The sequence below is a fragment of the Pseudomonas sp. ICMP 460 genome (assembly GCF_002723595.1).
In the GTDB taxonomy this organism is placed as follows: domain Bacteria; phylum Pseudomonadota; class Gammaproteobacteria; order Pseudomonadales; family Pseudomonadaceae; genus Aquipseudomonas; species Aquipseudomonas kitaguniensis.
The window spans coordinates 101,647-126,576 of the sequence record NZ_LKBR01000014.1; the positions used below are offsets into that span (position 1 = coordinate 101,647).

A 24,930-nucleotide genomic window follows, 5' to 3' on the forward strand; every position below is an offset into this window, starting at 1 on the left:
AATACGCGTGGGGGTTAACCGAGTCGAAACAAGGCCTGGCCGGCTTCAACTTCAACCCCGGCCTGCGCCAGCACCGCGAGGACGTTGCCGGCGACCTTGGCCTTGACCGGGTGGAACATCTTCATCGCCTCGATCACCGCCACGGTCTGGCCCGCCTCAATGGCTTGCCCAACGCTCACGAAGGGCGCTTCGCCGACAGCGGGCGTCAGGTGCAGCACGCCGTAGAGGCTGGCCTTGATTTCCACAGCGCTGGGGGCTGCGGGTGCTACCGGTTGTGGCGGCGCAACGCTCACGCTGGGCGCTGCGCTGATAACACCCTGCCCCGGCTGCTTGAACAGCCGCAGCGTGGTGTCGCCTTCGGTGAGGCTCAGTTCCAGCAGATCGGATTCGGCGAGCAAATCCATCAACCCCTTGATACGTGCTGAATCCATGTACGGCCCCTGCCTGTCGAGCGTGTCTTGAGTGGATAGGCCCAATCTACCGAGCCCCTCGAAAAGCAGCCAAGACGCTTTGGCTTTGGGGTGATAAGCCGACCTTATGACCACTCAGATCAAGCTGCCACGCATCTGCGCGACCAATTCCAGCAGGATCGCCTTGACCGCTTGCGCCGGCACCGACAACGGCAAGTGCCCGGACAAGCACAGCGCCAGCGGTGCTTCTACCTCGGGCTGGACAATGCGGCACATGTGCACCGAGGTGGCAGCCACCATCACCCGCGCCGACGACTCCGGCAGGATGGTCGAGCCGAAGTGGTCGGCCACAGCCGCCGTGAGCGTGGTCGACGACTCGATCTCGGCCACCACCCGCGCGCCCAGGCCGATGCGCAGAAAGGCCTCATCGACCAGGCGGCGCATGACGTTGTAGGGGCGCGGCAACAGCATGTCCATGTCGGCCAGCTCGGCCAGCGGGATGTCATCACGCGTTGCAATCGCAGGGTCGGCACTCACCAGGTACAGCGGCTCGCGCAACAGCGAGACGAAACTCAAGCCATGCACTTCGCGCCCGCCGTAGAGCACGGCCATGTCCATGCGCCCGTTCATGATCAGTTCACTCAGCGTGGTGCCGAAGTTTTCATTGAGGTACAGCAGGATGCCTGGGTGCCGCTCGCGCACCGTGCGCAACAGCGGCAGCGACAACGCCGACGCGGCGGTGCCCGGTGCGAGCCCGACCGACACCTGCCCGGACAACGCCTGGCCGGTCGCGTTGATGTCGCTCTGGGCCTGTTCGCACTGGCGCAGGATGATTTGCGCGTGCCCATACAACACCTTGCCCGCCTCGGTGGGCGTGACGCCGCGCTTGGTGCGAATCAGCAGTTGTTGTTGCAGCTCCGCTTCCAGGGTTGCCAGTTGCTGGCTTAACGCCGGTTGCGCCACATGCAGCACATCGGCGGCTTGGGTCATGCTGCCGATGTCGACCAGCTTTACGAAATACTTCAATCGACGCAGGTTCAAGTGGGCGGTGCTCTTGTAAGGATGAGTGGGGGTTTGATGCAGCGCTGTTGCGCGTCATAGGGGTGTTTGCTGGATTGGGTACATACCCGTTATTGGGTTTACCAACCCCAAGCCGAACTCGGTCAAAACTGTGGGAGCGGGCTTGCTCGCGATTCGGTGTGTCAGTTGAAAAATACTTATCTGATACACCGCAATCGCGAGCAAGCCCGCTCCCACAAAAGCGCTTTTGATCTGCGTTAACCACTCCATCAAAAATTCGGCAGGCGTGCCCAAGTGAGTGCAAAACCCAGGCCACAGCCATAAGGCTTCGCTATGGCTGACGCACATCCACCCCTCAAGGCACCCGCCCGGAGCACGCGGGGCTGGGCGCACTTGTTTGGTGCGCAGCCAACCATAAGCAGTGCCTATCAAACCAGAACGATCTCGTCTTATCGCCGCCTCCCCCGCGCCTCGTACTGTGGCCCCGTCAACGCCATCAACGAGGAACGCCCGTGACCGCCTCCCGCATCGCCGCCCGTGTGCAACGTATCAAACCATCGCCCAGCAGCGCCGCGTCCGACCGCGCCAACGAGCTGCGTCGCCAAGGCCAGTCCATCATTAACCTGGTGGTCGGCGAGCCGGACTTCGATACCCCACCGAATATTCGCCAGGCCGCCAACGCCGCCATCGAGCGCGGTGAAACCCGCTACACGCAGAACGCCGGCACCCCGGAACTGCGCCAGGCGATTGTCGACAAACTGGCGCGCGAAAACGGCCTGACCTACAGCGCGCAGCACGTGCTGGTCACCAGCGGCGCCAAGAGCGCAATCTTCAATGCCTTCGCCGCCACCCTCGGCGCGGGCGATGAAGTACTCATACCGGCGCCGTACTGGGTGTCGTACCCGGACATGGTGCTGGCCTGCGAAGGCGAGCCGGTGACGCTCGCCTGCCCTGAGCACAACGGCTTCAAGCTGACGCCTGCGCAACTGCGCGCAGCAATCACCGAACGCACCCGCTGGCTGCTGCTTAATTCACCGAGCAACCCCACCGGCGCCAGCTATAGCCACAGCGAATTACGCGCACTCGCCGACGTGTTGCTGGACTACCCGCAGGTGCTGTTGATGACCGATGACATCTACGAGCACATCCGTTTCGACGGCCTCGACAACCCGCATATCCTGGCCATCGAACCGGCCTTGAGCGCGCGCACGCTGTTGGTCAACGGCGTGTCCAAAACCTATGCCATGACCGGTTGGCGCATCGGTTACGCCGCCGGCCCCGCCGACCTGATCGGTGCCATGGCCACCCTGCAATCGCAGTCCACCAGCAATGCCTGCTCGATCAGCCAGGCCGCAGCGGTCGAAGCACTCAACGGCGACCAGCACTTCGTCAAGCACAGCGTGGTGGTTTACCAGCAACGCCGCGACCGTTGCCTGGAGCTGCTTAACGCCATTGAAGGGCTGAGCTGCCGCAAGCCGGACGGCGCGTTTTACCTGTATGTAAATTGCGCCGGCCTGCTGGGTAAAACCACACCCGACGGCACTACGCTGCACAGCGACAGCGAGGTGGTGATGTACCTGCTGGAAAGCCAGGGCGTGGCGGTGGTCGCGGGCACCGCGTATGGCCTGGCACCGTTTTTTCGCATGTCGATTGCGACCGACATCAGCACCCTCGACCAAGGCTGCGCGCGCATCAAAGCTGCCGTTGCTGCGTTGCGCTGAGGACCGACGATGAGCGTGGCAGCCCACCCTCCCCTGAGTTTCAAGCAAGCCTTGCTGGCCATGCTCGGCATCTCGTTGGTGCTGATGCTCTCGGCGCTGGACCAGACCGTGATCGGCAACGCCTTGCCGAGCATTGTTGCCGAACTGCATGGCTTTGAACTCTATGCGTGGGTCGCCACCGGTTATCTGTTGGCGTCCATTGTGACCATTCCGATTTTCGGGCGGCTGGGCGATTACTACGGGCGCAAGCCCTTCGTGCTGGCCGCCACGCTGATTTTTACCCTGGCCTCGCTGGCCTGCGCGGTGGCCAACGACATGCTGGTATTGGTGCTCGGCCGCGCGCTGCAGGGCGTGGGCGGCGGCATGTTGATCGGCACCGCGTTCGCCTGCATCCCCGAACTGTTTCCCGATACCCGCCAACGCCTGCGCTGGCAAATGTTGTTGAGTGCGATGTTCAGTGTGGTCAATGCAATCGGCCCTGGGCTGGGCGGCTACCTCACCGGCGTTTACGGCTGGCGTTCGGTGTTTTACATCAACCTGCCGTTGGGTTGCCTGGCGTTGCTGATCGCCTGGCGTTACCTGCCCTGGTATCGCCCGCAACAGCGCAGCGGCATTCGCCTGGACTGGCCCGGCGCGCTGTTGATCGCGCTGGCGCTGGGCAGTCTGCAACTGTTTGTGGAATGGCTGGGGCATTCGAGCCTGGCCTTGAGCGCGAGTTTAGGGCTCGCTTGCATCGCCGCGATCATCGCGTTGTGGCACTGGGAACGGCGCTGCGCGCATGCGCTGCTGCCGGTTGCGCTGTTCAGTTTGCCGAGCATGCGTTTGCTGTTCGTGCTGTCGATGGCCGCCGGCGCGATCATGTTTTCGCTGTTGTTCTACTTGCCGCTATTGCTGCAAGGCGCCTATGGCTACTCGCCGCAAGACGCCGGCCTGCTGATCACGCCGCTGGCGTTGAGCATCACGCTTGGCGCCATCATTAATAGCCGCGTGGTCACACGGTTGCGCAACCCCAACCATTTGCCGCTGGCGGGTTTTGTCGCGCTGCTGCTGGCGTGCCTCGGCCTGGCGCTGGTCGGGCGTGGGGCCTCGTTCAACCTGTTGCTCGGTTTGATTTTGCTGGCGGGTCTGGGCCTGGGATTTATCTTGCTGAACCTCACGGTGTTCACGCAAACCCTGGCCGAGCGCCAGTTCCTCGGTATCGCCACGGCGCTGACCCAATCGCTGCGATTGGTCGGCGGCTTGCTCGGCACGGCGGGCATGGGTGTGCTGGTTAACCTGCTCTACAGCAGCAACTTGCAGCGGGTGTTTCTCGCGGCGGGCAACGCCGAAGGCCTGGCGCTGTATGCCGACCCGCAGGTGTTGCTGCACGCCACCCTTGAACCTTCACCCTGGCTGAACCTGGCGCGTGATGCGCTGGCCCAGTCGGTGGGTGTCGGCCTGTTGCTGTGCGCCGCAATTGGCGTGCTGGCGCTGTTCGTTCTGTACCGCTTGCCGCCGGTGCGACTGCCTGTCTCCTGAAAAAAAATAGAAACACCACTGCCGCTTTTGACTGCCCTCAAAAAACACTAATCACACATGGGGATCACTCCGATGGAGCTTTTCAATCGCGCACCCACCGTTTTGGCCGGCCTCTGCGGCCTGCTCATCGCCCAACAAGGCTATGCCGCAGGGCTGGTGGAAGACAGCAAGCTGAATGTGCTGGCCCGCAACTTTTTCAGTAACGCCGACAACCGCAGCGGCGCAGCAGACCCTAACTACACCCAGGAATGGGGCCAGGGCTTTATCGCCAACTTCGAGTCGGGTTACACCCAAGGCGCGGTAGGTTTCGGCGTCGACGCTATCGGCATGTTCGGTGTGCGCCTGGACTCCGGCAAAGGTCGCCACTACAACCCGCAACACACCGCGTTCAATGGCAACGTGTTCCCCACCGGCGCCGATGGCCGTGCGGTGGATGAGTTCGGCAGCCTGGGCATGACCGCCAAGGCCAGGTTCGCCAAAACCGAGCTGAAATACGGCACCCTGGTGCCGATGCTGCCGGTCGTGATGGCCACTGATCGCATGCTGCAACAGACGTTCAACGGCGGCCAGGTGCAATCCAAAGACCTCGACCATTTCACCTTCACCCTCGGCCAGTTGGAACACGTAAAAGGTCGCGGCTCAAGCAACCAAATGGGCATGTCGATTCCGGGCGCCAACAATGCCGTCACCGGTGAATTCGTCAACAAGTTCTATTACGCCGGGGTCGACTACAAAGCGACAAAAGACCTGACCTTGCAGTACTACTACGGCAACCTTCAGGACTTCTACAAACAGCACTTCCTCGGCCTCAAATACGACTGGCAGATCGGCCCCGGCACCCTGCGCACCGACCTGCGGCACTTCGACAACCGCTCCGATGGCGCCAACAGCAACGATCCGGCCTTCTACACCTTTGGCTACTACGGCAACGGCGTGACCAAAGGCAAAGTCGACAGCCGCCTGAGCAGTGCCCAGTTCACGTATTTGATCAACGGCCACACACTGTCTGCCGGCCTGCAACAAGTCAGCGGCGACAGCGACGCGGTGTGGCTGAACCAGGGTGACGGTTCCACGGCGTACTTTATGACCGAGTCGATGATCGGCAAATTCCAGCGCGCCGGCGAAACCACTTGGCAGGTGCGTTACGGCTATGACTTTGCCACGGTCGGCGTACCCGGCCTGAGCTTCCTCGGCATGTACGAAAGCGGCTCGAACATACGCACGCCCACCGGCGATAAAAGCGAATGGGAACGCAACCTCACGGTCAGCTATGTGATCCAGCAAGGCCCGTTGAAGAACCTGAGCATTGCCTTGCGCCACGCCTCGTTGCGCACGGAAGTGACCACCCAACGCGACAGCGATGAACATCGCGTAATCATCAGCTACCCGTTAAGCATTTTGTAAAGGCCAGCATTCAGGTGGCAGTGGGGCCGAGCCTTCCGCGAGGCTCGCCCCACACTCTTGGATGCGCGAAACCCTGGCCTCGGCGCGGGTTGGCACTGACCGCTTTGGGGCACTCAGTGCTTAAGGGAGATGCGTATTGGCTCGACCACGCCAGCCACGAGCGCTGGGTCGGCGGGGTCTGCCTCAAACCCCGCCAGCCGCACTGGACGCTGACTGACGAGAACCTGCCGTTATGGCGTGATTGACGGCCCGGCATCCTGCGCCAGTCGCGGTTCATGCATCGGGCAGCCGTTGTGCTCGGCGCGGAACCCCGACGACATCTCGTAGGAAGGCTTGCGCACGCGCATCACACCCCCCAATGGGCGATGCGCGGCCAGCCCGTGCCACGGGCTGAACGCCATGCCATCGTCAATTTTCTGCACGTTTTCAGGGCTCCAGGCCGCCTGCGGCTCAAGCTCGATACGCGCCACGGTGACATACGGGCTGAGGTCTTCAGGCCATTGCACCGAGGCATCCTCAATCGGCATTTTGTCGAGGTCGGTGGCCAACTGCACGCGCACCTCCCAGGTGCCGCCGCTCTGCGCAAAGTAGGCTTCGACTGCGGCGCGCAGGCCGTTCGGGTTGTCGCCGAAGTCCACGTGCAAATCAGTCAGCGCGGTCAGGTTCGAAGACACCGGCACCACCGCCACTTTGGCGTAGTACGGGCCGTAGAGCATCGGCACCACACTGGAAAAACTTTCGCCGAGGATATGCGTTTGCGGGTGGCCGCCGAGGCTCTTCAGGGTGCCGCTTTCGCCGCCCAGCGATTCAATCGTCGCTTCCACACCACGCAGCACCGCCGACAGGGCTTTTTTCATGCCTGGAGCCTTGTCGGTGGTCTTCGCCAACAGCTTCAGGGTTTTCAAAAACGCCTTGGGCGTTGCGGCAGTAAAGGCCTTGGCGTTTTGCATGACGAAATCCTGAGTCACTTCACCGTCACTGCCAGGTAGCCGTGGACCGTCTACGCCGACGATTTTCACCGCCAGCCCACGGGGCGTGGAAACCTTGTCGTCGAGCACGTCGCCAGGGTTGGTCGAAAAGCGCATAAACACCGGCAGCTTCACTGGTTTGGCGAACGCGCCTTGTGCCAGGGCGGCGGGCAGGTTGTCGAGCACCGTGATGTGCCCACGCAACAGGCCGTGGGCTTTCGCATGCACGCTGCGTGTGGCATGCCCACTGTCTTCAAAAGTGGTTTGCATGATGCCGCGAAGGGTTTCGGCCAACTCCTTGCTGGTCTGCGCTTCATCCTCAGGGATCTGTTCGAATGAAGGCTCAAAGGGCAAAGGCTGAATGGCTGGGCTAACTGCAGGTAGGTCGTTCATCAGGTGTATCTCCGCTCGGCATGCTATTCACGACAGGCTATTTTTTTATCGGCAGGCATTGATCAGAAAACTCAGGGATCAGAAAACTCAGGCGCCGTGATGGATATGGCCGGGGCGAATAAACGGACGTTCAACAAATCCACAGGCCCGCCGGACGAGCGGTCAGCCTGCCGCCTGGAACCTGGCTCGAACCTTTTGCCCACCGCACTCGTCGTAACGTTAACCCCCACCGATAAGGCCTTCAGGTGCCGCCATGCTCATCTATCCAAAAAAACACTTTCAGCCCTACACCCACGCGGCTGGCGGCTGGGGTTCTGCACAATCGGTGATGAGAATTCTGTGGCGAGAACAGGCCTTCGGCAAAGCGGCCAAGGCGCTGTTCAAACAGAACAAGCCGGACGGTTTTGCCTGTGTCAGCTGCGCGTGGGCCAAGCCCGGCAAGCCGCACGCGCTGGAGTTTTGCGAGAACGGCGCCAAGGCCACGGCGTGGGAGTTGACCGCGCTGAAAACCTCGCCGGCATTCTTTGCCGAGCACACGCTGACGCAACTGCGCGGCTGGTCTGACTATGCGCTGGAACAGCACGGGCGGCTGACCCATCCGCTGCGGTACGACGCGGCCAGTGACCGCTACCGCGAGACGTCGTGGGAAGAGGCTTACCGCGAAATCGGTGCGCAATTGCGCAGCCTGCCACCCGACAGTGTGGTGTTTTACGCGTCGGGGCGCGCGTCGCTGGAAACTTCGTTCATGTACCAACTGTTCGCGCGCGCCTACGGCACCAACAACCTGCCCGACAGTTCGAACATGTGCCACGAAAGCACGTCGGTGGGGTTGCAGGAAAGCATCGGGATACCGGTCGGCACGGTGACGCTGGAGGATTTTGAACACACCGACTGCCTGTTTTTCTTCGGCCAGAACGTCGGCAGCAACGCCCCGCGCATGCTGCACCCGCTGCAAGAGGCGCGTAAACGTGAGGTACCGATCATCACCTTCAACCCGCTGCGCGAGCGTGGGCTGGAACGCTTCGTCAACCCGCAATCGCCGGTCGAAATGCTCACGCCACAATCAACCGTGATCAGCACCCAGTATCACCAGGTCGCTATCGGCGGCGACAGCGCCGCCCTGCTCGGCATGGCCAAGGTGCTGCTGGAGATGGACGACCAGGCGCAACGCGAGGGGCGCGCCGCAGTGCTTGATCATGCGTTTATTGCGCAACATACCGAAGGTTTTGAGCCGTTCGCGGCGCTGGCGCGCGCCTGCGCGTGGCCGCGCATCGAGCGCCAATCCGGCCTCAGCCGCAGCGCCCTAGAAGCGGCGGCGCAGGTGTATGCGCGCAGCCAGCGGGTGATGATGGTCTATGGCATGGGCCTGACTCAGCATCGGCATGGCGTGCAGAACGTGCAGATGCTGGTGAACCTGTTGTTGATGCGCGGCAATTTCGGCAAGCCCGGCGCGGGCATCTGCCCGGTGCGCGGCCATTCGAATGTGCAGGGCCAGCGCACCGTCGGGATCACCGAAGACCCGAAAAAAGTCCCGGTGCAATTGATCGAGCAGCACTTCGGTTTCAAGGTCCCGGAGCAAATGGGGCTGTGCACGGTAGACGCCTGCGAAGGCATTTTAGCGGGGCGAGTGCGCGGCTTCATCGGCCTGGGCGGCAACTTCCTGCGGGCGATTCCCGACACGTCGCGCATGGAGCCAGCCTGGCAGGCGCTGCAACTTAACGTGCAAATCGCGACCAAACTCAATCGCACGCACTTGCTGGCCACCCAAAACCAATGGCTGTTGCCCTGCCTTGGGCACATCGAAATCGACCGTCAGAACGGCGTCGAACAAACCTGGGCCACCGAAGACAGCACCGGTTGCATCCACGGCTGGCACGGCAGTGCAGAACCGGCCAGCGCGCACTTGCGCGCCGAAACCAGCATTGTCGCAGGCTTGGCTCAAGCCACGCTGGGTGCGGGCTGCACGATTGACTGGCAAGGCTGGAGCGAGGACTACTCGCGGGTACGCACGGCCATCGCGACGATTTACCCGAAGATCTTCCACGACATGGAAACGCGCATGGCCGAGCCCGGAGGTTTCCATCGTCCGATTGCCGTGGCCCAGCGCGAATGGCTGACCGACAGCGGCAAGGCGCAATTTGTGCTGCCAGGCACGTTGAATGAAGACGATGACGTGAATGTCGAGGTAAATGCCAAAACAGCGCCGCGCGACGTGCTGCAACTGATGACGCTGCGCAGCAACGACCAATTCAACACCACGATTTATGGTTACGAGGATCGTTTTCGCGGCATCAGCGGCACCCGCGAAGTGATCTTCATGCACTGCAATGACATCGCGCGGCTGGGTTTTGCGAATGGCCAAGGGGTGATGCTGACCACCGCGATAGAGCCTGCGGTGAAGCGTCAGGTCGGGCCACTGGAAATTGTCGCTTACGACATTCCCGAAGGCTGCGCAGCGGCGTATTACCCTGAATGCAACCCGCTGGTGCCGCTGTGGCACCACGCCGAACGCAGCAAGGTGCCAGCGGCCAAATCGGTGCCGGTACGCCTCAGCCTGCCGGTTTGATCAGCGTTTGGGCGACAAACCGACCGCGCAGGCCACCACCGCCGGGTCGCCGTGGTAGTTCGCACGCGGGGTTGCCGAGCGTGGCTGAACACGCGTGTCGACAGCGCGCAAGGTCGGCCGCTCGACCACCGGTGCGCTGTGCGTCGGGTCGACGATTTCCATGCAACGGCGCAGCGAATTGAGGTCCGGCGATTGCGCCAACGACAGGTGCAAGGTTTGGCTGACCAACACCGACGCCCGTGAACGCTGCGCACAGCGCCCGTCATAGATCAGCGTGTGGCGAATCAACGGGTTGTCGTGGCAAAACTTCAACAGGTTGACCTGCCGCGCGGGCACCAGCGCGGTGTTGATGATCAACAGGTCGAATGCCACGCTTCCCGCCTTCGTCAACGCCTGCAATTGGTCGAACGTACTCAACGGGGCGATCCGGTAATAGCCCAGCTGGTTGAGCTTTTTTTCGATGTTGACCCGCGCTAGCAGGTCTGCATCGGCAATCAGAAGGCGTAACGCTTTATTGGACATAGGGTAAACCTGACAGTTGGCAGCCACGTCGATCAATCAACGCCGAGCACGTTACCGTCAGCGCCGAAGCCTGCCTTTAAGGCAATTCTGAAACGCTGCCCCGCCACCCCGGCTGATTTTTAAGAATCGCCTGAAAGCCCTCGCGCATCCCGCGCCCTACCATGGCCTGCGTCCCCACACGCTCCCATGGAGTTTTGCTGTGCACCTGTTTCTACTCAGAATGCTGTTACTCACCAGCGCACTGTTGGCCCTTACGCCGCCCGCCAGCGCGGCGCTGAAGATCGAAGGCACGCGCCTGATCTATTTCGGCGAGGACAAGGCCGCCAGCATCAACGTGGTCAACCAGGCCTCACGCCAGGTGGTGGTGCAAACCTGGATCACCGGCGAGGACCCGGCCACCGAGCGCAATGTGCCGTTTGCCGCCACCGAGCCGCTGGTGCAATTGGCCGCCGGGGAGCATCACGCATTGCGCATCCTGTATGCCGGTGAAGGCTTGCCAAGCGATCGCGAATCGCTGTTCTGGCTGAATATCATGGAGATACCGCTCAAGCCTGAAGACCCCAACAGCGTGCAGTTTGCGATACGCCAACGGCTCAAGCTGTTCTATCGGCCGCCCGCGCTCAAGGGCGGCTCGGCCGAGGCGGTGCAGCAATTGCAGTGGCGCAGCGACGCCGGGCGCAGTGTCACGGTCAGCAACCCCAGCGCGTTCCACGTATCGCTGGTGAACCTGCAAACCGACAACGTGGCGCTCAGCGATTACCTGCTGCTCAAACCCTACGAGCACAAAACCCTGAGCGCGCCGAGCCCGTTGCCAACCGGCACCACCCTTCACTTCACCGAAATCAACGATATTGGCTTGCAGGCCCGCCGCAGCGCGGTACTCAAGTAATCTATCGCGGGGTACTTGCACCTATGTCACTCACCCAACGTTTTTTGCCGATGCTGCTGTGGGCCTGCGCTATCTTGCCGGCCACCAGCCATGCGCTGGCCTGCCGTGAAGACGGCACCGATTCGATCATCACCCAAGAGGCGCTGGGCACCGCGTTGGCGGTCGCCGCCGATGCGCCCAACGGCAGCATCATCTGGGAATCCGGCCCACGTTCGACCAATGTGATCTGCCGGGACGACTACAACTACGGCAACGAGCTGGTGTATTTCTACGTCAACCCGGCCAACGTCAGCATCGGCAAGGGCATTCGCGTGGGTATCCGTTACAACAACCAGCCGATTACGCAAAGCACCGGTAAAGTCAGTACCGGGTTCTATTCGCACCGTGGCTGCACCGCCAACTGCACGGGCTGGCAGTACGCACGCTTCACCCTTAACTTCAGCGTCTTCATCGAGAAGTACGACCCTACCCCGCCCAGCGGCCAAGCCAGTACATTGAGCGCGTACCGCGTGTTCCAGCTCGACGGCGTGCTTGGGCTCAACTCCCGGCCCAACAGCAACTTCAACTACGTGGTCACCGGTATGAACGGCATTCGCTTCGTGCCGTGCACGCCCGAGTTGACCATCAGCCCCAGCACGGTCAGCTTTCCCACACCGTCGCGCAAAGCCTCGATCGGTGAAGTGGCCAGCAGCGCAAACTTCAGTTTGGGCCTGAACAAAGGCTGCGACACGCCTTACACCGTCAGCGCGCGCTTCGCCACCACGCCGGGCGGCGGCAGCGTGAGCAATGGCTTGCTGGTGCCGGACAACAACAGCTCGGTGGGCATCTCGTTGTCGCGCGTCGAAAGCCAACAGCAACTGCCCTTCAACACCTGGTTCACGTTGCAGGAGTTGATGGGACGCGGCACAAGCCTGGATGAATTTCGCGCCGACGTGAAATGGCGCACCTTGCCGATACCCGGCGCGTTCGACGCCGCCGTGGTGGTGGACATGTATTACAAATAGCCGGCCTTTTAAGGATCGTCTTATGCCACGCGCATTGGCCGCCACTTAAAGTGCGCCAATGCGATTGAAAAGTTATCTGCTGCAGATCAACCCCGTCCTCTCCCGACCCGAAGCCGCCAGAAGGCTGCTGCGGATTTTCGCGACCGTGCTGCTCATCGGCATCCTCAGTGGGGTTTACACGTTCCTGCTGTCGACCTTCAACAACGACATTTCCCAACGTCGTGGCTACATGAGCAGCGCGATCGCCGAGGCGCATACGTTTTTCACCAACCGCGAGGCGCTGCTCGAAAGCCTCAGCCTCTCCGCGGTGCGCAAGCAATCCACGATTTACCCGCCCTCCCCCGAAGAACTGCACGTGCAGTTGGGCGATACGCCCGGCAGCCAGTGGAGCATCTGGCTGACCACGCGCATGCGCGACTACCTCAAGAACAAGCAGCTCAACCTGCTCTATGTGAACGCCGACCCCACGCCACAGGTGACGCGCCTGTACAACGCGACGGCGCAGGTGCTGCCGATTTCCACGTGCATGCTCAACCGTCTCAAGGCCTTGCAACACAGCGACCCGAACACGCTGAACGAGGTGTGGCTGAGCGACACGACCGAGCAACACTCGCACCTGTACATTTTCATCCGTCTTGATGAGCGCGACCGCGACTCCGGCTGGCTGGGCCTGGAAATGCAAAGCCGCGAGGTGTCACAAACCCTCAGTGACCACAGCGCCGGCGAGTTCATGATGCTTAACTCGCAGGGCGCGCTGGTGTTCACCAACAGCGACGACGCACAGTTGAAGCAGCAACGCCTCAAGCCGAGGGAAGAGAACTTTTTCGGTTTTGTCGGTAACGGTTTGTTGCCCGACCACTTGGTGATTCGCAAGCACCTGAAATCCTCGGACTGGCAACTGATGTATTCCATTGACCTGCGCGCGGTGGTCAACGGGTTGTGGAAGCAACTGCTCGGTTCGCTGTTGTTCTGCTTGTTCAGCCTCGCGCTGATCTGGCTGGTGATGCGCCGCGTCGACCAACGTTTTATCGTGCCCTCGATCCATCGCATCCAGGCATTGATCGAAAGCGAAGCGTTCGGCCGCGACGTGATCCAAACCGCGCCGGTCGCCCTGTGTGTACTGCGCCGCACCGACGGCCAAGTGGTGCTGGAAAACACCCTGGCCCAGCAATGGCTGGGCAACGGCCCGGAGCGCGAGGCGTTGCGCGCGGGCTGGATAGAGCAAGCCTTCGCCGGTGAGCCGCACGAACGCAGCGACTACTTTGAAACGATTGACGGCCGCCACCTCTACTTGAGCAGCGCACCGACCCGCTACAAAGGCGAGGACGTGCTGTTTTGCGCGTTCAGCGACATCAGCGCGCGCAAACAGGTAGAAGCGGCGCTGGAGGAAGCGCGGCACTCGGCAGACGCGGCCAACGCCGCCAAAACCTTGTTCCTCGCGACCATGAGCCATGAAATTCGTACACCACTGTACGGCGTGCTCGGCACCCTGGAGTTGCTCGCGCGCACGCAACTGGACACCCAGCAAAAAGACTACCTGCACGCCATCGAAGGCTCGTCATCGACCTTGCTGCAACTGATCTGCGACGTGTTGGATGTGTCGAAAATCGAAGCCGGGCAACTGGCGCTGGAATTGAGCGAGTTCTCACCGCTGGACCTGGTTCACGAAATCGTCCAGGGCTATGCCGCCGCCGCGCAGGGCAAGGGCTTGCAACTGTATGCCTGCTTCGACCCCAAGCTGCCGGAACGGTTGATTGGCGACGTGACGCGCATCCGCCAGATTCTGAATAACCTGCTCAACAACGCGGTCAAGTTCACCGACTACGGGCGCGTGGTGCTGCGGGTCAAAGTACTCGGCCGCGACGGTGAGCGCTCAAGCCTGCTATGGCAAGTCTCGGACACCGGCAAAGGCATCGCGCAGGAAGACCAGCCGATGATTTTCGAGCCGTTTTACCAGAGCGAAGGCAACACCAATGTGGTCGCCGGTACTGGCCTTGGCCTGCCGATCTGCCAGCGCCTCACAGAGTTGATGAATGGCAATATTCGGATGGTCAGCGAACTCGGCCTGGGCAGCAGTTTCAGCCTGATTTTGCCGTTGGAAGAGGCGCCCACGCCGCCGCTGACTGCCTTGTTGGCCGAGACCATTTATGTGGTGTCACCAATCCCGGAGTTGGCGCATTCGATCAGCGGCTGGTTGCGCCGCTGGGGCGCCAGGGCGCAGACCGGCCTGCCGACATTGCCCGACAACCATCTGCTGCTGCAAGTGCACCCCGGCAGCGTCGACCCATTGCTGGTGCCCGAATGGCCAGGCCCGGTGATTCACATCAGCAGCCAGGCCTGCAACGGCATCGAGGTGCAAGACGCTGCGTGGCACGTCAACCTCAACCATCTCGGGGCGATTCATCAGGCGGTCAGCCAGGCGCAAGGGCTGTGGGTGGCCCGCGCCGATGAGCAAACGCGCCAGCGTGATCTGAACACACTCAACCTGCACTTGCTGGTGGCCGAAGACAACATCATCAATCAGTTGATATTGCGCGACCAACTCGAAGAACTCGGCTGCACCGTAGAGCTGGCGGCCGATGGTCAGGAAGCGTTGCAGTTGTATAACGCCGGCCATTTCGACGTGGTCCTGACGGACGTGAACATGCCCCACATCAACGGTTATGAACTGGCGCGCGAACTGCGCCGCCAAGGCTGCCCGCTGCCGATTATCGGGGCCACCGCCAACGCCATGCGCGGCGAGGCCGACCTGTGCCTGGCCGCGGGCATGAACCATTGCCTGGTCAAACCCTTTGCGTTGCGGGCTCTATTCAACTCCCTGGCGCCTTATGCACGGATCACCCATGAAGCCCCTTAGTATTTTGATTGTTGAGGACCATCCCCTGCAGCACATCTACCTGCAGCACCTGCTCAGTGAGTTGGGGGATTTCAGGCTCGAAACCGCCGAGGACGGCAAACAAGCGCTAGAGCGCCTGCGCTTGCGCGATTTCGACCTGGTGCTGACCGACTTGCTGATGCCGGGCATGGACGGCGTGCAGTTTATCCAGTGCCTGGCCAGCCTGCGCTGCAAGCCGGCGCTGGCGATCATGAGCGCGGCGTCGCGGCGCATGCTGATGGCGGCCAGCCTGGTAGCGAAAAACCTGGATGTGGAGGTGATCGGGCTGATCTCCAAACCGGTCGCCGCCGACGCCTTGCGCAGCCTGGTGGACCAGCTCCGGCACAAAGTGCGCAACCCCTCCCCCGCATTGCCCGAACACCTCGACATCGACCGCCACACATTGGTGCAGGCCATGAGCAGCGGCCAGTTCCAGGCCTGGTTCCAGCCGAAAAAATCCCTCGACAATGGGCGTATCGTCGCCGCCGAAGCACTGGTGCGCTGGATGCACCCCGAGCAAGGGGTGATGCTGCCCGGTGCGTTCCTGCCGGCGATCAAGGCGTTCGAACTGGAGGAGCGCTTGTTATGGCTGGTACTCAAACAGGCGATCCATGCGCAGGAGCGCTGGCGCCAGCGCGGCTATGAAATACCGGTGTCGATCAACCTGCCCACGCACCTGCTTAACAGCCACGATTTGGCCGACCGTTTGCTCGAATTCGTGCTGCACCACGACGGCATTCCGGGGCTGATCTGCTTTGAGTTGATGGAATGCTCGGTGCCGCAAGACATCAGCAACTTTTACGCCGGTGCCTGCCGCCTGCGCATCAAGGGTTTCGGCTTGTCGCAGGATGATTTCGGCAAGGGCTACAGCTCATACCTGAACCTTGTGTCGACGCCGTTTACCGAACTCAAGATCGACCAGGCGTTGGTCCAGGGCAGCCACGACAACGAAGGCATCGCCCAGGCGTTGGCGAGCATCATCGCGCTGGGCCGCAAACTCGGCCTCACCGTGGTCGCCGAAGGTGTCGAGACACCGCAGCAACTGGCCCTGCTGCGCAAGATCGACTGCAACCAGGTGCAAGGTTTTCTGATTTCCCACGCGGTGTCTTCGGATCAATTTCAACAGCTGTTGAACAATGATGGCCCTGCGACATCTCACTAGCAGCCGGCCTGGATTATTTGTCCTTTAATAAGGAGTAAGCTGCATCCAGTGCCGATTTATCCTGCGCCTGCGGAAGCCCCTGATGAAGCACAACAACGCGGTCCTCGAAGCCTTCACCCGCAGCTCATTGCGCCTCAACAAAGGCCTGATGGTGCTGATCGGCATCGCGTTGTTGCTGGTGCTCACCAATTACTGGTCACTGCAACGCAGCGTCGAAACCCGTTACGGCGCCACGCGCTTTCATTTTGCGCGCCTGATGGAAAACCTGGCGGAGCAGGAGTCGTATCTCAAAAGCCTGACGCACCCTGGCATCCAGGCCGAACTGACGCGCGCGACGCACGTGCAGGTCAGCCTTAAAAGCCGCATGATCGACAACCATCGCACCTTGTACGAAGGCCAGAAATACTCGTTTTCGGTGCCGTTCAACGTCAAATTCGATGAGCAGCAAATCGCCGCCGCCGACCGGCCGCCGATCTTTGCGCTGGGCGCCCACCTGACCAGCTACTACAGCGCGTTCTGGTCTTCGTCGCCGTATGAAGCGCCGCAAACGTTTTTAATCAACCGCCACACGCCCTACACCCTCACCATTCCGTCGGTGGGCTACCAACGCCGGGAAATCACCGAAGACACCGGCAACCTGATGGCGCTGGTCAATGCCGTGCAGCAGACCCTTGAGCAGACGCCGCAGCCGCTGGAACAAAATCGCGTGTATTGGCAAGCTGGCCCCGCGCCCGACCACCTGTTGGCGTATATCGGCCTGCCACTCGCCGGTGAGGGCCAGGCCGTGGTGGGCACCTTGCTTGATGTGGCCCAAGTGGACGACGTACAGCGCGCGCTGGAGCACTCCGCGTTTGACCGTTTTACCCTGATTGCACCCGACGGTAACCGAATGATCGGGCCAGCGGTCAGCGCACAGCTCAGCGATGGCGTGCATGTGAATGCCAGCGGCTTTGAGTTCAAAATCACCCAGGCCGGTGACCAGCCCTGGAGCGCGATCTATGCGCTGAATTACTCACACTTCTTTCACTCGGCGTTGTGGCCGCTCAGCAGCCTGGCGCTGTTTTTTGTCAGCCTGATTAGTTTGGGCTGGGCCGGTAGCCGCTGGTATCGGCGCCAAGTGATTACCCCGGCGCGCCTGGCCCACGAACGGATTGCCGAAAGCGTGGCGTTCAGCCGCGTGATCATCGACACCGCGCCCACCGGTTTGTGCGTGGTGCGCCGCAGCGATGGCAAGGTGCTGATCGAAAACCAGCGCGCGCAGCAGTGGCCTGGCACGGCGCGGCTGGTCAGCGCCCTCGCCGCGGTGCACGACAGTGCCGAGAGCGGTGAAACCCATCTGGAAGTCGAAGGTCGGCACCTGCAAGTGGGCTTTGTATCGACCCGCTATCAGGCCGAGGACGTACGTTTATACGCGTTCAACGACATCACCCGGCACATCGACGACGCCTGCGCGCTGGAAGACGCGCGCCGCGCCGCCGACGCCGCCAACAAGGCCAAGACGCTGTTCCTGGCGACCATGAGCCATGAGATCCGCACCCCGCTGTATGGCGTACTCGGCACCCTGGAGTTGCTCGGCCTGACCGACTTGAATGCGCACCAAAAAACCTATTTGCAGACCATCCAGCGCTCATCCGCCACGCTGTTCCAGTTGATCAGCGATGTGCTTGACGTGTCGAAAATAGAGTCCGGGCAAATGGCGATTGAAGCCGTCGACTTCTGCCCGCTGGACATGCTCGAAGACACGCTGCACACCTACGCGGCGTCCGCCCAGCGCAAGGGTTTGCAGCTTTACAGCTGCATCGACGCGCAGTTGCCGGACTGCGTGATGGGCGATCAGATGCGTATTCGCCAAATCCTCAATAACCTGGTGAGCAATGCGATCAAGTTCACCGACATTGGGCGCGTGGTGATTCGCGCCAGGGTCACGGCGCGCGATGCCGATAACGTCGACTTCGAATGGCAGGTCACCGACTCTGGCGTGGGCATTCCCGAGGCGCAGCAGGCCAAGCTGTTCGACCTGTTTTACCAGGCGCCAGACACCGCGATTGAAGGCGGCGCGGGGCTGGGGCTGCCGATTTGCCGCTGGCTGGCGCAAATGATGGACGGCGAAATCAAGGTGGTCAGCGAACCGGGCCTGGGCAGCAGCTTCACGCTCAAAATGCGCCTGCCGCTGTGCTGCGGCGCACTGAGCAACCCGCCGCTGATTGAACCCAGCCCGACGCCGGTGTATGTGCAGGCGCCGGTACGCGAATTGGCCGAGTCACTGTGTGACTGGCTGAATCGCCTGGGCATAACGGCGGCGCTGGCCGCACCCATGCCACAACCGGCCAGCCGCGATGCCGTGTTGGTCGACATGCTGCCCAGTGAGCCCGCCCAGCCTTGGCCCGGTCAACGCGTGCTGTGCGTGCCTGGCGCGCACAGCCCGCCGTTGCACTCGGCGCAAGGTTGGGTGGTGGATATGCACGACGTGCGTGCCATCGCCGCCACCGTTGCACTGGCCCAGCATGGCAAACATGAGCGGCCACCCGCCGCCCAGCCACAAAGCGCCGGGCAGTTGGGCCTGCGCATTCTGGTGGCCGAAGACAACCCGATCAATCAGGCGATCATCAAGGAACAACTCGAAGCGCTCGGCTGCGCGGTCACCCTGGCCGCCAACGGCGAGCAGGCGCTGCAACTGTGGCAACCCGACGCCTTCGACCTGGTGTTGACGGACGTGAACATGCCGCTGATGAATGGCTATGAACTGGCCAAAGCCCTCAGGGCACATGACCGGCTGTTGCCGATTATCGGCGTCACCGCCAACGCCATGCGCGAGGAAGGCGTGCGCTGCCTGGCGGTGGGCATGAACGCCTGGATCGTCAAACCCTTGAGCCTGCAAACCTTGCGCGCGCAGTTAATCAAACTGTGCAAAGTCAAGCCGCAGGAGCCACCCGCCGAGTCGTTTGACGACGGCGTGCAACTCTCGGAAAAAATGCGCCCGCTGTTCATCAGCAGCGTGCAGCAAGACATGCAGCGCATTGGCGCAGCATTGGCCCAGCGCGACGCGCACGGCCTTGGCCAATTGCTGCATTCGGTCGCCGGGGCGCTAGGCGCCGTGCAGGCGCTGAACCTGGCCCACGCCTGCATCGAACTGGAAAACGCCCTTAACCGTGGCAGCCTCGACACCCCGCTTGAGCTCAAGGTGAAGGCTGTAATGCAGCGCTTGTCGGCCGTCCTGGAGACGCTCAAGCACCCGCGCACTTGACTTACTTGAACTGGCATTACGGACGGCCCTTATGAAAAAATTCAACGTGGTTATCGCGGACGATCACCCGATCGTACTGCTCGGCGTACGCGAACTGGTGGAGCGCGACACGCGCTTTCAAGTGGTCGGCGAAGCCGTGTGTTCGGCGGGCCTGATCGAGCTGCTGGAGCATCAGGGCGCCGACATTGTGATCACTGATTACAACATGCCCGGCGACTCGCCCTACGGTGACGGCCTGAAGCTGGTGGAGTACCTGAAACGGCATTTTCCGCAGGTGCAGATTCTGATTCTTACGATGATTTCCAATCATCTGATCCTCACGCGTCTGCAAGAATTGGGCGTGGTCGGCATCATCCAGAAAAGCCAGTTGCACACCGAGATTCAACTCGCGCTGAAGGCGATTGCCCAGCACAGCGCCTATCGCAGCCTGGAACCACCGAAAACCTCGGTGATCGAGACGCTCACTGCGCTCGACGAACGCGTGACTATGTTGTCACCCAAAGAGTTTGAAATACTCCGTTTGTTTATCTCGGGCATGAGCGTCAGCGATATTGCGCGCCGTCAAAGCCGCAGTTCAAAGACCATCAGCGCACAAAAAATATCGGCCATGCGCAAACTTGAAGTGAGCAGCGACCAGGACCTTCTCGCCTATTGCCTGGCGCGTAATATTTTCAACTAAGCCCTCCTTGAAAGCCATTCCTGGCCGATGGCTTCGCCCTTTATTTGCTGGGCCTTTGCCTGCCCTACCGTGCAACTAACCCGCCTGTTCCAGCGCTTATAAGAATCGTCTTATTTGCTCGCAGCGCCGTGCGCCTTACTCTTTCCTCGCAGTTCAACAGCAGTATTTTTCAACTAACACTTACGGACCTCAACATGAAGAAGTTTTCCCTGGCTGTTATCGCCTCGGCCATTATCGCCGCCTCCGGCAGTGCATTTGCCGAGGGCGAAGCAGCACCAGCACCCACCCCGACTTTGGGCGGCAGCGGCAAAATTACGTTCACCGGCGTGATTAACAACGACGCTTGCTCGGTAGACGGCGCCAACGCCGACCGCACCATTTCGGTGGATATGGGCAACGTGTCGATCAAGGACATGGGCACGGCAGAAAACCCAACCGCCGGCCGTGTGACTGCCAAAGACTTCAACCTGAACGTCAACTGCAACCAGGGCACCAAAGTCGCGATGATTTTTGACGCCAACAACGGCGGTTCGGGCCTGGTCACCGGCAAAAACGTGCTGGCACTGACTCCGGGTTCGGCCACCGCGCAAAACGTCGGTATCGCCCTGCTCGACGACAAAGGCGCACTGATCAACCTCAGCTCGCCGACTACCGCACGCATCGAGAGCTCCATGCGTGGCCAGGGCAGCGAGGGCGGCGATGCCACCCTGAGCTTTGCGGCGGCCTATGTGACCACCGGCGCCGCCGGCACAGCCACCGCCGGTCGCGGTGATGCCACCCTGCCGTTCATCCTGCAGTACGAGTAACCCCGGCGCCCCGTGCACCGAACGCGCGAGGCCATACGGCCTCGCCATTCTTTTTTGACGACACTGGATAACCCTCATGCTGCCTCGTTCTATCGCCGCATGCCTGGGGCTGCTGGGCATGCTAATGGCTACCCAGGCCGCCGCCAGCATTTCACTGAATGCCACCCGTATCGTGTTCGAGGGCGACCACAAGGAAGCCAATATCACCGTGCGCAACGGCAACCAGGATGTATTGATTCAGTCCTGGGTCGACATGAATGATGCCGACGGTAGCCGTGCACCGTTTGCCGTCACCCCGCCATTGGCACGCGTGTTCGCCAAGGAACAGCAACTGTTGCGCATCCTCTATGAAGGCAAAGGCATGCCCACCGACCGTGAATCGGTGGTGTGGCTGAATGTGCAGGAAATACCCAAGGCCAGTGAGGTCGAGAACACGTTGCAGTTGGCTATCCGCCAACGCATCAAGATTTTTTTCCGCCCTGCCGGTTTGGCCGGCAGCGCGCAGCAAGCGCCCGGGCAACTTGAGTGGTCGCTGGCCAAACACGGTGCGCAGAGCGTCTTGCAGGTGAAAAACCCGACGCTGTACCACGTGTCCATGGCCGACATTAAGGTGCAGGCGCAACTGGCCAGCGACTCCACGATGATTGCGCCCGGCGAGGAAAAACGCTTCCCGCTCAGCGCAGCGCTTGCAAGTGGCCCGGTGCAGCTGTCGTTTTCCAGCATCAACGACTATGGCGCACAGAACCACTACAGCGCGGCCCTGCCCAGCGCCGCTGCGGTAGCTGTGCACGCAACTGAGTCACGCCGCAAACCCTAAGCGCTTAACCCCAAGCACTTTCGCTAACCCACAGGCTCACCACGCGTGCGTATTGGCGCGCGCGGCTGTTGGCCAATCCGGGATGTCACAGGTCTTCGCATGTCTTTTCTTTCCAGCAACAGGCCCGCGCGTGGCGCACTGAAGTTGAAGGCACTGTCGTTCGCGATGGCCGCCAGCCTGCCTGTTTGGGCAACCGCCGACGAGGCAGCGGAAACCTTCAACACCACCTTCCTGCAAGGCTCGCAGTCACCCGTCGACTTGCAGCAATTGCTCTCGGCCAACAGCGTATTGCCGGGTAACTACCGCGTCGATTTGTACAGCAACGAAGTGCTGGTTGGCCGACGCGACATCAACTTCAAGCGCAACCCGCACAACGCTCGGGTCGAAGCCTGCCTGAGCCTCGACCTGCTCAAGCAGTTGGGCATCGACATGGGCCGGTTACAGGCCCAGGGCAAAATCGACCCGCAGCACCCACAAGAATGCTACGACCTGGCGCAACTGATTGAGGACGCCGGCGTGCGTTACGACAGCAGCCGCCTGCGCCTGATGGCGAGCATTCCACAAGTTGCCATGCAGCGCGGGCTGCGCGGGTATGTCGACCCGCAACTGTGGGACGCCGGTGTGAGCGCCGCGTTCATCAACTACCAGCTCAGCAGCAGCCGCAGCGCCGGCGACTATGACACGCGCATCGCCAACAATTTGGGCCTGCGCAACGGCATCAATCTCGGCGCCTGGCGCTTGCGCAACGAATCGAACCTGAGTGGCGGCACCGGGCGCCCGAACACTTACACCAGCAACCGTACCTATGCGCAGCATGACGTGACTGCGATCAAAGGGCAGTTCAGCGCCGGTGAGATTTTCTCGGACACCGACCTGTTCGACAGCGTGCGTTATCGCGGCCTGAAACTCGCCTCCGACGACGGCATGCGTGCCGACAGCGAGCGCGGTTATGCGCCGGTGATCCGGGGGGTGGCGCAAACCAACGCCACGGTAGAGATCCGCCAGAACGACTATATCCTCTACACCGCAAGCGTCGCGCCGGGGCCGTTCGAGATCAACGACATCTACCCCAGCGGCTCCAACGGCGACCTGCAGATTACCGTGATCGAAGCCGACGGCAGCCGCCGCGTCACCCAGCAGGCGTTTTCCAGCCTGCCGATCATGGTGCGTGAAGGCCAGGTCAAGTACAGCGTTTCGGCGGGCACGTTCAAAAGCAACGCTGACGGCCTCGCCAGCCCGCGTTTTCTCAGCGGTACGCTGGCGTACGGTTTGACCAGCAACCTCAGCGCGATTGTCGGCCTGCAAACCAGCGAGGACTACACCGCGCTGTCGATCGGCGCCGGCAAAAACACCGCGCTCGGCGCGTTCTCGCTGGACACGACCCACTCAACCAGCAAGGCGCAGGGGCAAACCACCCAAGGCAGCAGCGTGCGCGCGCTGTATGCGAAAACCTTCGCGGGCACCGACACCAACTTCACCCTGGCCGCCTACCGCTATTCCACCGAGGGCTACCGCACCCTCACCGACCACGTTGAAGACAGCAGCGAAGGCCTGCGCGTGCGCACCGGCCATTCGAAAACCCGCACCGACCTGACCATCAACCAGAGCATCGGGCGCAACCGTGAATTGGGCAGCCTGTACGTGAACGCCAGCGACCAGCGCTACTGGAACCGCGGTGGCTCGCAGAGCTTTTCCGCCGGCTACACCAGCAACTGGGGCGACCTTAGCTACAACCTCGGCGTAACGCGCACCCAGCAAATCGTCAGCCAAGGCCAGCCGAGCAGCGACACGCAGTTGAACCTGTCGATTTCCTTCCCGCTCGGCAGCCAGGCCCGCGCGCCACGCGCATTTGTCAGCACCAGCCGCCAACGCGGCGACACCACCACCCAAGCGGGCCTCAACGGCTACGTCGCCGACACCAGCGACACCTTTTATTCGGTGCAAGCCGGGCACAGCGACAGCAGCGGCGATTCCGGCTCGGTGAACCTCAACAGCCGCACTTCGGTGGCAGACGTCAGCCTCGGCTACAGCCAGGGCCAGGGCTACAACTCGCAGAACCTCAACCTCGCCGGTTCGGTGGTGGCGCACGCGGGCGGCATCAACCTGGGGCAGACCGTCAGTGAGACCTTCGCACTGGCCGAGGTGCCGGGTGTTTCCGGGGCGAAAATCAGCAGCTACAGCGGGGTCGAGACCGGCTATAACGGCTATGCGGTGATTCCAAATGCGCAGCCGTATCGAGTGAACTGGATCAGCCTGGACACCCGCGACTTGGGCGGCGATGTAGAAATCACCAACGCCACACAGCAACTGGTGCCACGCCGCGGTGCTGTGGTAGTGGCGCACTACAGCGGCACCAGCGGACGGCGCGTGCTGTTTGAGCTGGTGGATGCGCAGCGCAAACCGCTGTCGTTCGGGGCTTCGCTGGAGGACGAAACAGGCAAGCAGTTGGCGATTGCTGATCCCAATGGGAATGCGCTGGCATTGGTGGAGCAGGATCAAGGGCGTTTGGTGATCAAGTGGAGCGAGCACCGTTGCAACGCATCGTATGCGTTGGGGCCGCAAAATAAGGCGTTGAATTATGAAAAGCAGGTGCTGGTGTGTGAGCCTTGACCCAATCTCCAAGCCGAACTCAGTCAAACTGTGGGAGGGGGCTTGCTCCCGATAGCGGTGTGTCAGTCAACTCATGTATCAACTGTAAAACTGCTATCGGGAGCAAGCCCCCTCCCACAAAAAGCAAAAGCAGATCTGCTGTGTACTCAAGACCCGCCTTTGAATCATGTATCAACTGTAAAACTGCTATCGGGAGCAAGCCCCCTCCCACAAAAAGCAAAAGCAGATCTGCTGTGTACTCAAGACCCGCCTTTGACCTGCTTCTGATCTGCTTCAACCACTCAGGTCGGCTTTCAGGCCGCCGTGCTCTTGCTTTTGATCT

General features: G+C 61.4%; 19 protein-coding genes. 14 read left to right on the forward strand and 5 right to left on the reverse strand.

Features of this window, described 5'->3' with window-relative positions:
- Window positions 1-14: 14 nt before the first annotated feature.
- Both AO240_RS12565 and nac read right to left on the reverse strand, forming a co-directional pair.
- Window positions 15-431, reverse strand: a complete 417-nt coding sequence (locus tag AO240_RS12565; RefSeq protein ID WP_099236751.1) for a biotin/lipoyl-containing protein — start codon at window positions 429-431, stop codon at window positions 15-17.
- Window positions 432-545: 114 nt separating this feature from the next.
- Window positions 546-1,451 (reverse strand): nitrogen assimilation transcriptional regulator NAC, encoded by a 906-nt coding sequence (gene nac / locus AO240_RS12570; RefSeq protein ID WP_058412820.1) that lies wholly within the window; start codon window positions 1,449-1,451, stop codon window positions 546-548.
- Between the two features lie 491 nt (window positions 1,452-1,942).
- Between nac and AO240_RS12580 the strand changes: the two genes are divergently transcribed.
- From AO240_RS12580 to AO240_RS28955, 4 genes are all read left to right on the forward strand, one after another.
- On the forward strand, window positions 1,943-3,151 hold the full coding sequence (locus AO240_RS12580) for an aspartate transaminase (protein ID WP_099236753.1): 1,209 nt from the start codon (window positions 1,943-1,945) through the stop codon (window positions 3,149-3,151).
- Window positions 3,152-3,160: 9 nt separating this feature from the next.
- Window positions 3,161-4,669 carry an MFS transporter gene (locus AO240_RS12585; protein WP_099236754.1) on the forward strand — a complete coding sequence of 503 codons (1,509 nt, stop codon included), beginning with the start codon at window positions 3,161-3,163 and terminating at the stop codon, window positions 4,667-4,669.
- Between the two features lie 72 nt (window positions 4,670-4,741).
- On the forward strand, window positions 4,742-6,073 hold the full coding sequence (locus AO240_RS12590) for an OprD family porin (RefSeq protein ID WP_099236755.1): 1,332 nt from the start codon (window positions 4,742-4,744) through the stop codon (window positions 6,071-6,073).
- Window positions 6,074-6,189: 116 nt separating this feature from the next.
- Window positions 6,190-6,318: a hypothetical protein gene (locus AO240_RS28955; protein WP_256585937.1), complete on the forward strand. Its 129-nt coding sequence runs from the start codon at window positions 6,190-6,192 to the stop codon at window positions 6,316-6,318.
- Here AO240_RS28955 and AO240_RS12600 read toward each other — a convergent pair.
- Entirely contained in the window at window positions 6,304-7,434 is a 1,131-nt protein-coding gene (locus AO240_RS12600) for a catalase family protein (protein ID WP_058412826.1), read from the reverse strand. The two genes, AO240_RS28955 and AO240_RS12600, sit on opposite strands and share 15 nt — an antisense overlap.
- 253 nt (window positions 7,435-7,687) lie before the next feature.
- On the opposite strand from AO240_RS12600, the gene AO240_RS12605 reads away from it, so the two are divergent.
- Window positions 7,688-10,000, forward strand: coding sequence for an FdhF/YdeP family oxidoreductase (locus AO240_RS12605; protein WP_099236756.1), 2,313 nt, complete (start codon window positions 7,688-7,690; stop codon window positions 9,998-10,000).
- On the opposite strand, the gene AO240_RS12610 is transcribed toward AO240_RS12605, so the two are convergent.
- Window positions 10,001-10,522, reverse strand: a complete 522-nt coding sequence (locus tag AO240_RS12610) for a hypothetical protein (protein ID WP_058412828.1) — start codon at window positions 10,520-10,522, stop codon at window positions 10,001-10,003.
- A gap of 199 nt (window positions 10,523-10,721) precedes the next feature.
- On the opposite strand from AO240_RS12610, the gene AO240_RS12615 reads away from it, so the two are divergent.
- The 9 genes from AO240_RS12615 to AO240_RS12655 all read left to right on the forward strand — a co-directional run bounded on the left by AO240_RS12615 (window position 10,722) and on the right by AO240_RS12655 (window position 24,608).
- On the forward strand, window positions 10,722-11,411 hold the full coding sequence (locus AO240_RS12615; protein WP_099236757.1) for a molecular chaperone: 690 nt from the start codon (window positions 10,722-10,724) through the stop codon (window positions 11,409-11,411).
- 23 nt (window positions 11,412-11,434) lie between these two features.
- A complete protein-coding gene (locus AO240_RS12620; RefSeq protein WP_099236758.1) occupies window positions 11,435-12,415 on the forward strand; it encodes a fimbrial protein in 981 nt (326 codons plus the stop codon).
- A 58-nt stretch (window positions 12,416-12,473) separates the two neighbouring features.
- Window positions 12,474-15,272, forward strand: a complete 2,799-nt coding sequence (locus AO240_RS12625) for an ATP-binding protein (RefSeq protein ID WP_099236759.1) — start codon at window positions 12,474-12,476, stop codon at window positions 15,270-15,272.
- Entirely contained in the window at window positions 15,259-16,452 is a 1,194-nt protein-coding gene (locus AO240_RS12630; protein WP_099236760.1) for an EAL domain-containing protein, read from the forward strand. The genes AO240_RS12625 and AO240_RS12630 overlap by 14 nt, the downstream gene beginning before the upstream one ends.
- An 82-nt stretch (window positions 16,453-16,534) precedes the next feature.
- Window positions 16,535-19,696 (forward strand): hybrid sensor histidine kinase/response regulator, encoded by a 3,162-nt coding sequence (locus AO240_RS12635; protein ID WP_099236761.1) that lies wholly within the window; start codon window positions 16,535-16,537, stop codon window positions 19,694-19,696.
- A gap of 31 nt (window positions 19,697-19,727) precedes the next feature.
- On the forward strand, window positions 19,728-20,375 hold the full coding sequence (locus AO240_RS12640; protein ID WP_099236762.1) for a response regulator: 648 nt from the start codon (window positions 19,728-19,730) through the stop codon (window positions 20,373-20,375).
- A 194-nt stretch (window positions 20,376-20,569) separates the two neighbouring features.
- Window positions 20,570-21,181 carry a fimbrial protein gene (locus tag AO240_RS12645; RefSeq protein ID WP_099236763.1) on the forward strand — a complete coding sequence of 204 codons (612 nt, stop codon included), beginning with the start codon at window positions 20,570-20,572 and terminating at the stop codon, window positions 21,179-21,181.
- A gap of 76 nt (window positions 21,182-21,257) precedes the next feature.
- Window positions 21,258-21,998 carry a molecular chaperone gene (locus AO240_RS12650; protein ID WP_099236764.1) on the forward strand — a complete coding sequence of 247 codons (741 nt, stop codon included), beginning with the start codon at window positions 21,258-21,260 and terminating at the stop codon, window positions 21,996-21,998.
- 99 nt (window positions 21,999-22,097) lie between these two features.
- Complete coding sequence (locus AO240_RS12655) at window positions 22,098-24,608, forward strand: fimbria/pilus outer membrane usher protein (RefSeq protein ID WP_099236765.1); 2,511 nt, start codon at window positions 22,098-22,100, stop codon at window positions 24,606-24,608.
- 19 nt (window positions 24,609-24,627) lie between these two features.
- Here the strand turns inward: AO240_RS12655 and AO240_RS28740 are convergent.
- A partial coding sequence (locus tag AO240_RS28740; protein WP_218244385.1) for a hypothetical protein occupies window positions 24,628-24,930 on the reverse strand: 303 nt, incomplete at its 5' end.

Coding starts and splice junctions, on each gene's coding strand:
- AO240_RS12565 (WP_099236751.1), bottom strand. CDS start 431: ATGGATTCAGCACGTATCAAGGGGTTGATGGATTTGCTCGCCGAATCC.
- AO240_RS12585 (WP_099236754.1), top strand. CDS start 3,161: ATGAGCGTGGCAGCCCACCCTCCCCTGAGTTTCAAGCAAGCCTTGCTG.
- AO240_RS12590 (WP_099236755.1), top strand. CDS start 4,742: ATGGAGCTTTTCAATCGCGCACCCACCGTTTTGGCCGGCCTCTGCGGC.
- AO240_RS12600 (WP_058412826.1), bottom strand. CDS start 7,434: ATGAACGACCTACCTGCAGTTAGCCCAGCCATTCAGCCTTTGCCCTTT.
- AO240_RS12605 (WP_099236756.1), top strand. CDS start 7,688: ATGCTCATCTATCCAAAAAAACACTTTCAGCCCTACACCCACGCGGCT.
- AO240_RS12610 (WP_058412828.1), bottom strand. CDS start 10,522: ATGTCCAATAAAGCGTTACGCCTTCTGATTGCCGATGCAGACCTGCTA.
- AO240_RS12620 (WP_099236758.1), top strand. CDS start 11,435: ATGTCACTCACCCAACGTTTTTTGCCGATGCTGCTGTGGGCCTGCGCT.
- AO240_RS12625 (WP_099236759.1), top strand. CDS start 12,474: ATGCGATTGAAAAGTTATCTGCTGCAGATCAACCCCGTCCTCTCCCGA.
- AO240_RS12630 (WP_099236760.1), top strand. CDS start 15,259: ATGAAGCCCCTTAGTATTTTGATTGTTGAGGACCATCCCCTGCAGCAC.
- AO240_RS12635 (WP_099236761.1), top strand. CDS start 16,535: ATGAAGCACAACAACGCGGTCCTCGAAGCCTTCACCCGCAGCTCATTG.
- AO240_RS12640 (WP_099236762.1), top strand. CDS start 19,728: ATGAAAAAATTCAACGTGGTTATCGCGGACGATCACCCGATCGTACTG.
- AO240_RS12645 (WP_099236763.1), top strand. CDS start 20,570: ATGAAGAAGTTTTCCCTGGCTGTTATCGCCTCGGCCATTATCGCCGCC.
- AO240_RS12650 (WP_099236764.1), top strand. CDS start 21,258: ATGCTGCCTCGTTCTATCGCCGCATGCCTGGGGCTGCTGGGCATGCTA.
- AO240_RS12655 (WP_099236765.1), top strand. CDS start 22,098: ATGTCTTTTCTTTCCAGCAACAGGCCCGCGCGTGGCGCACTGAAGTTG.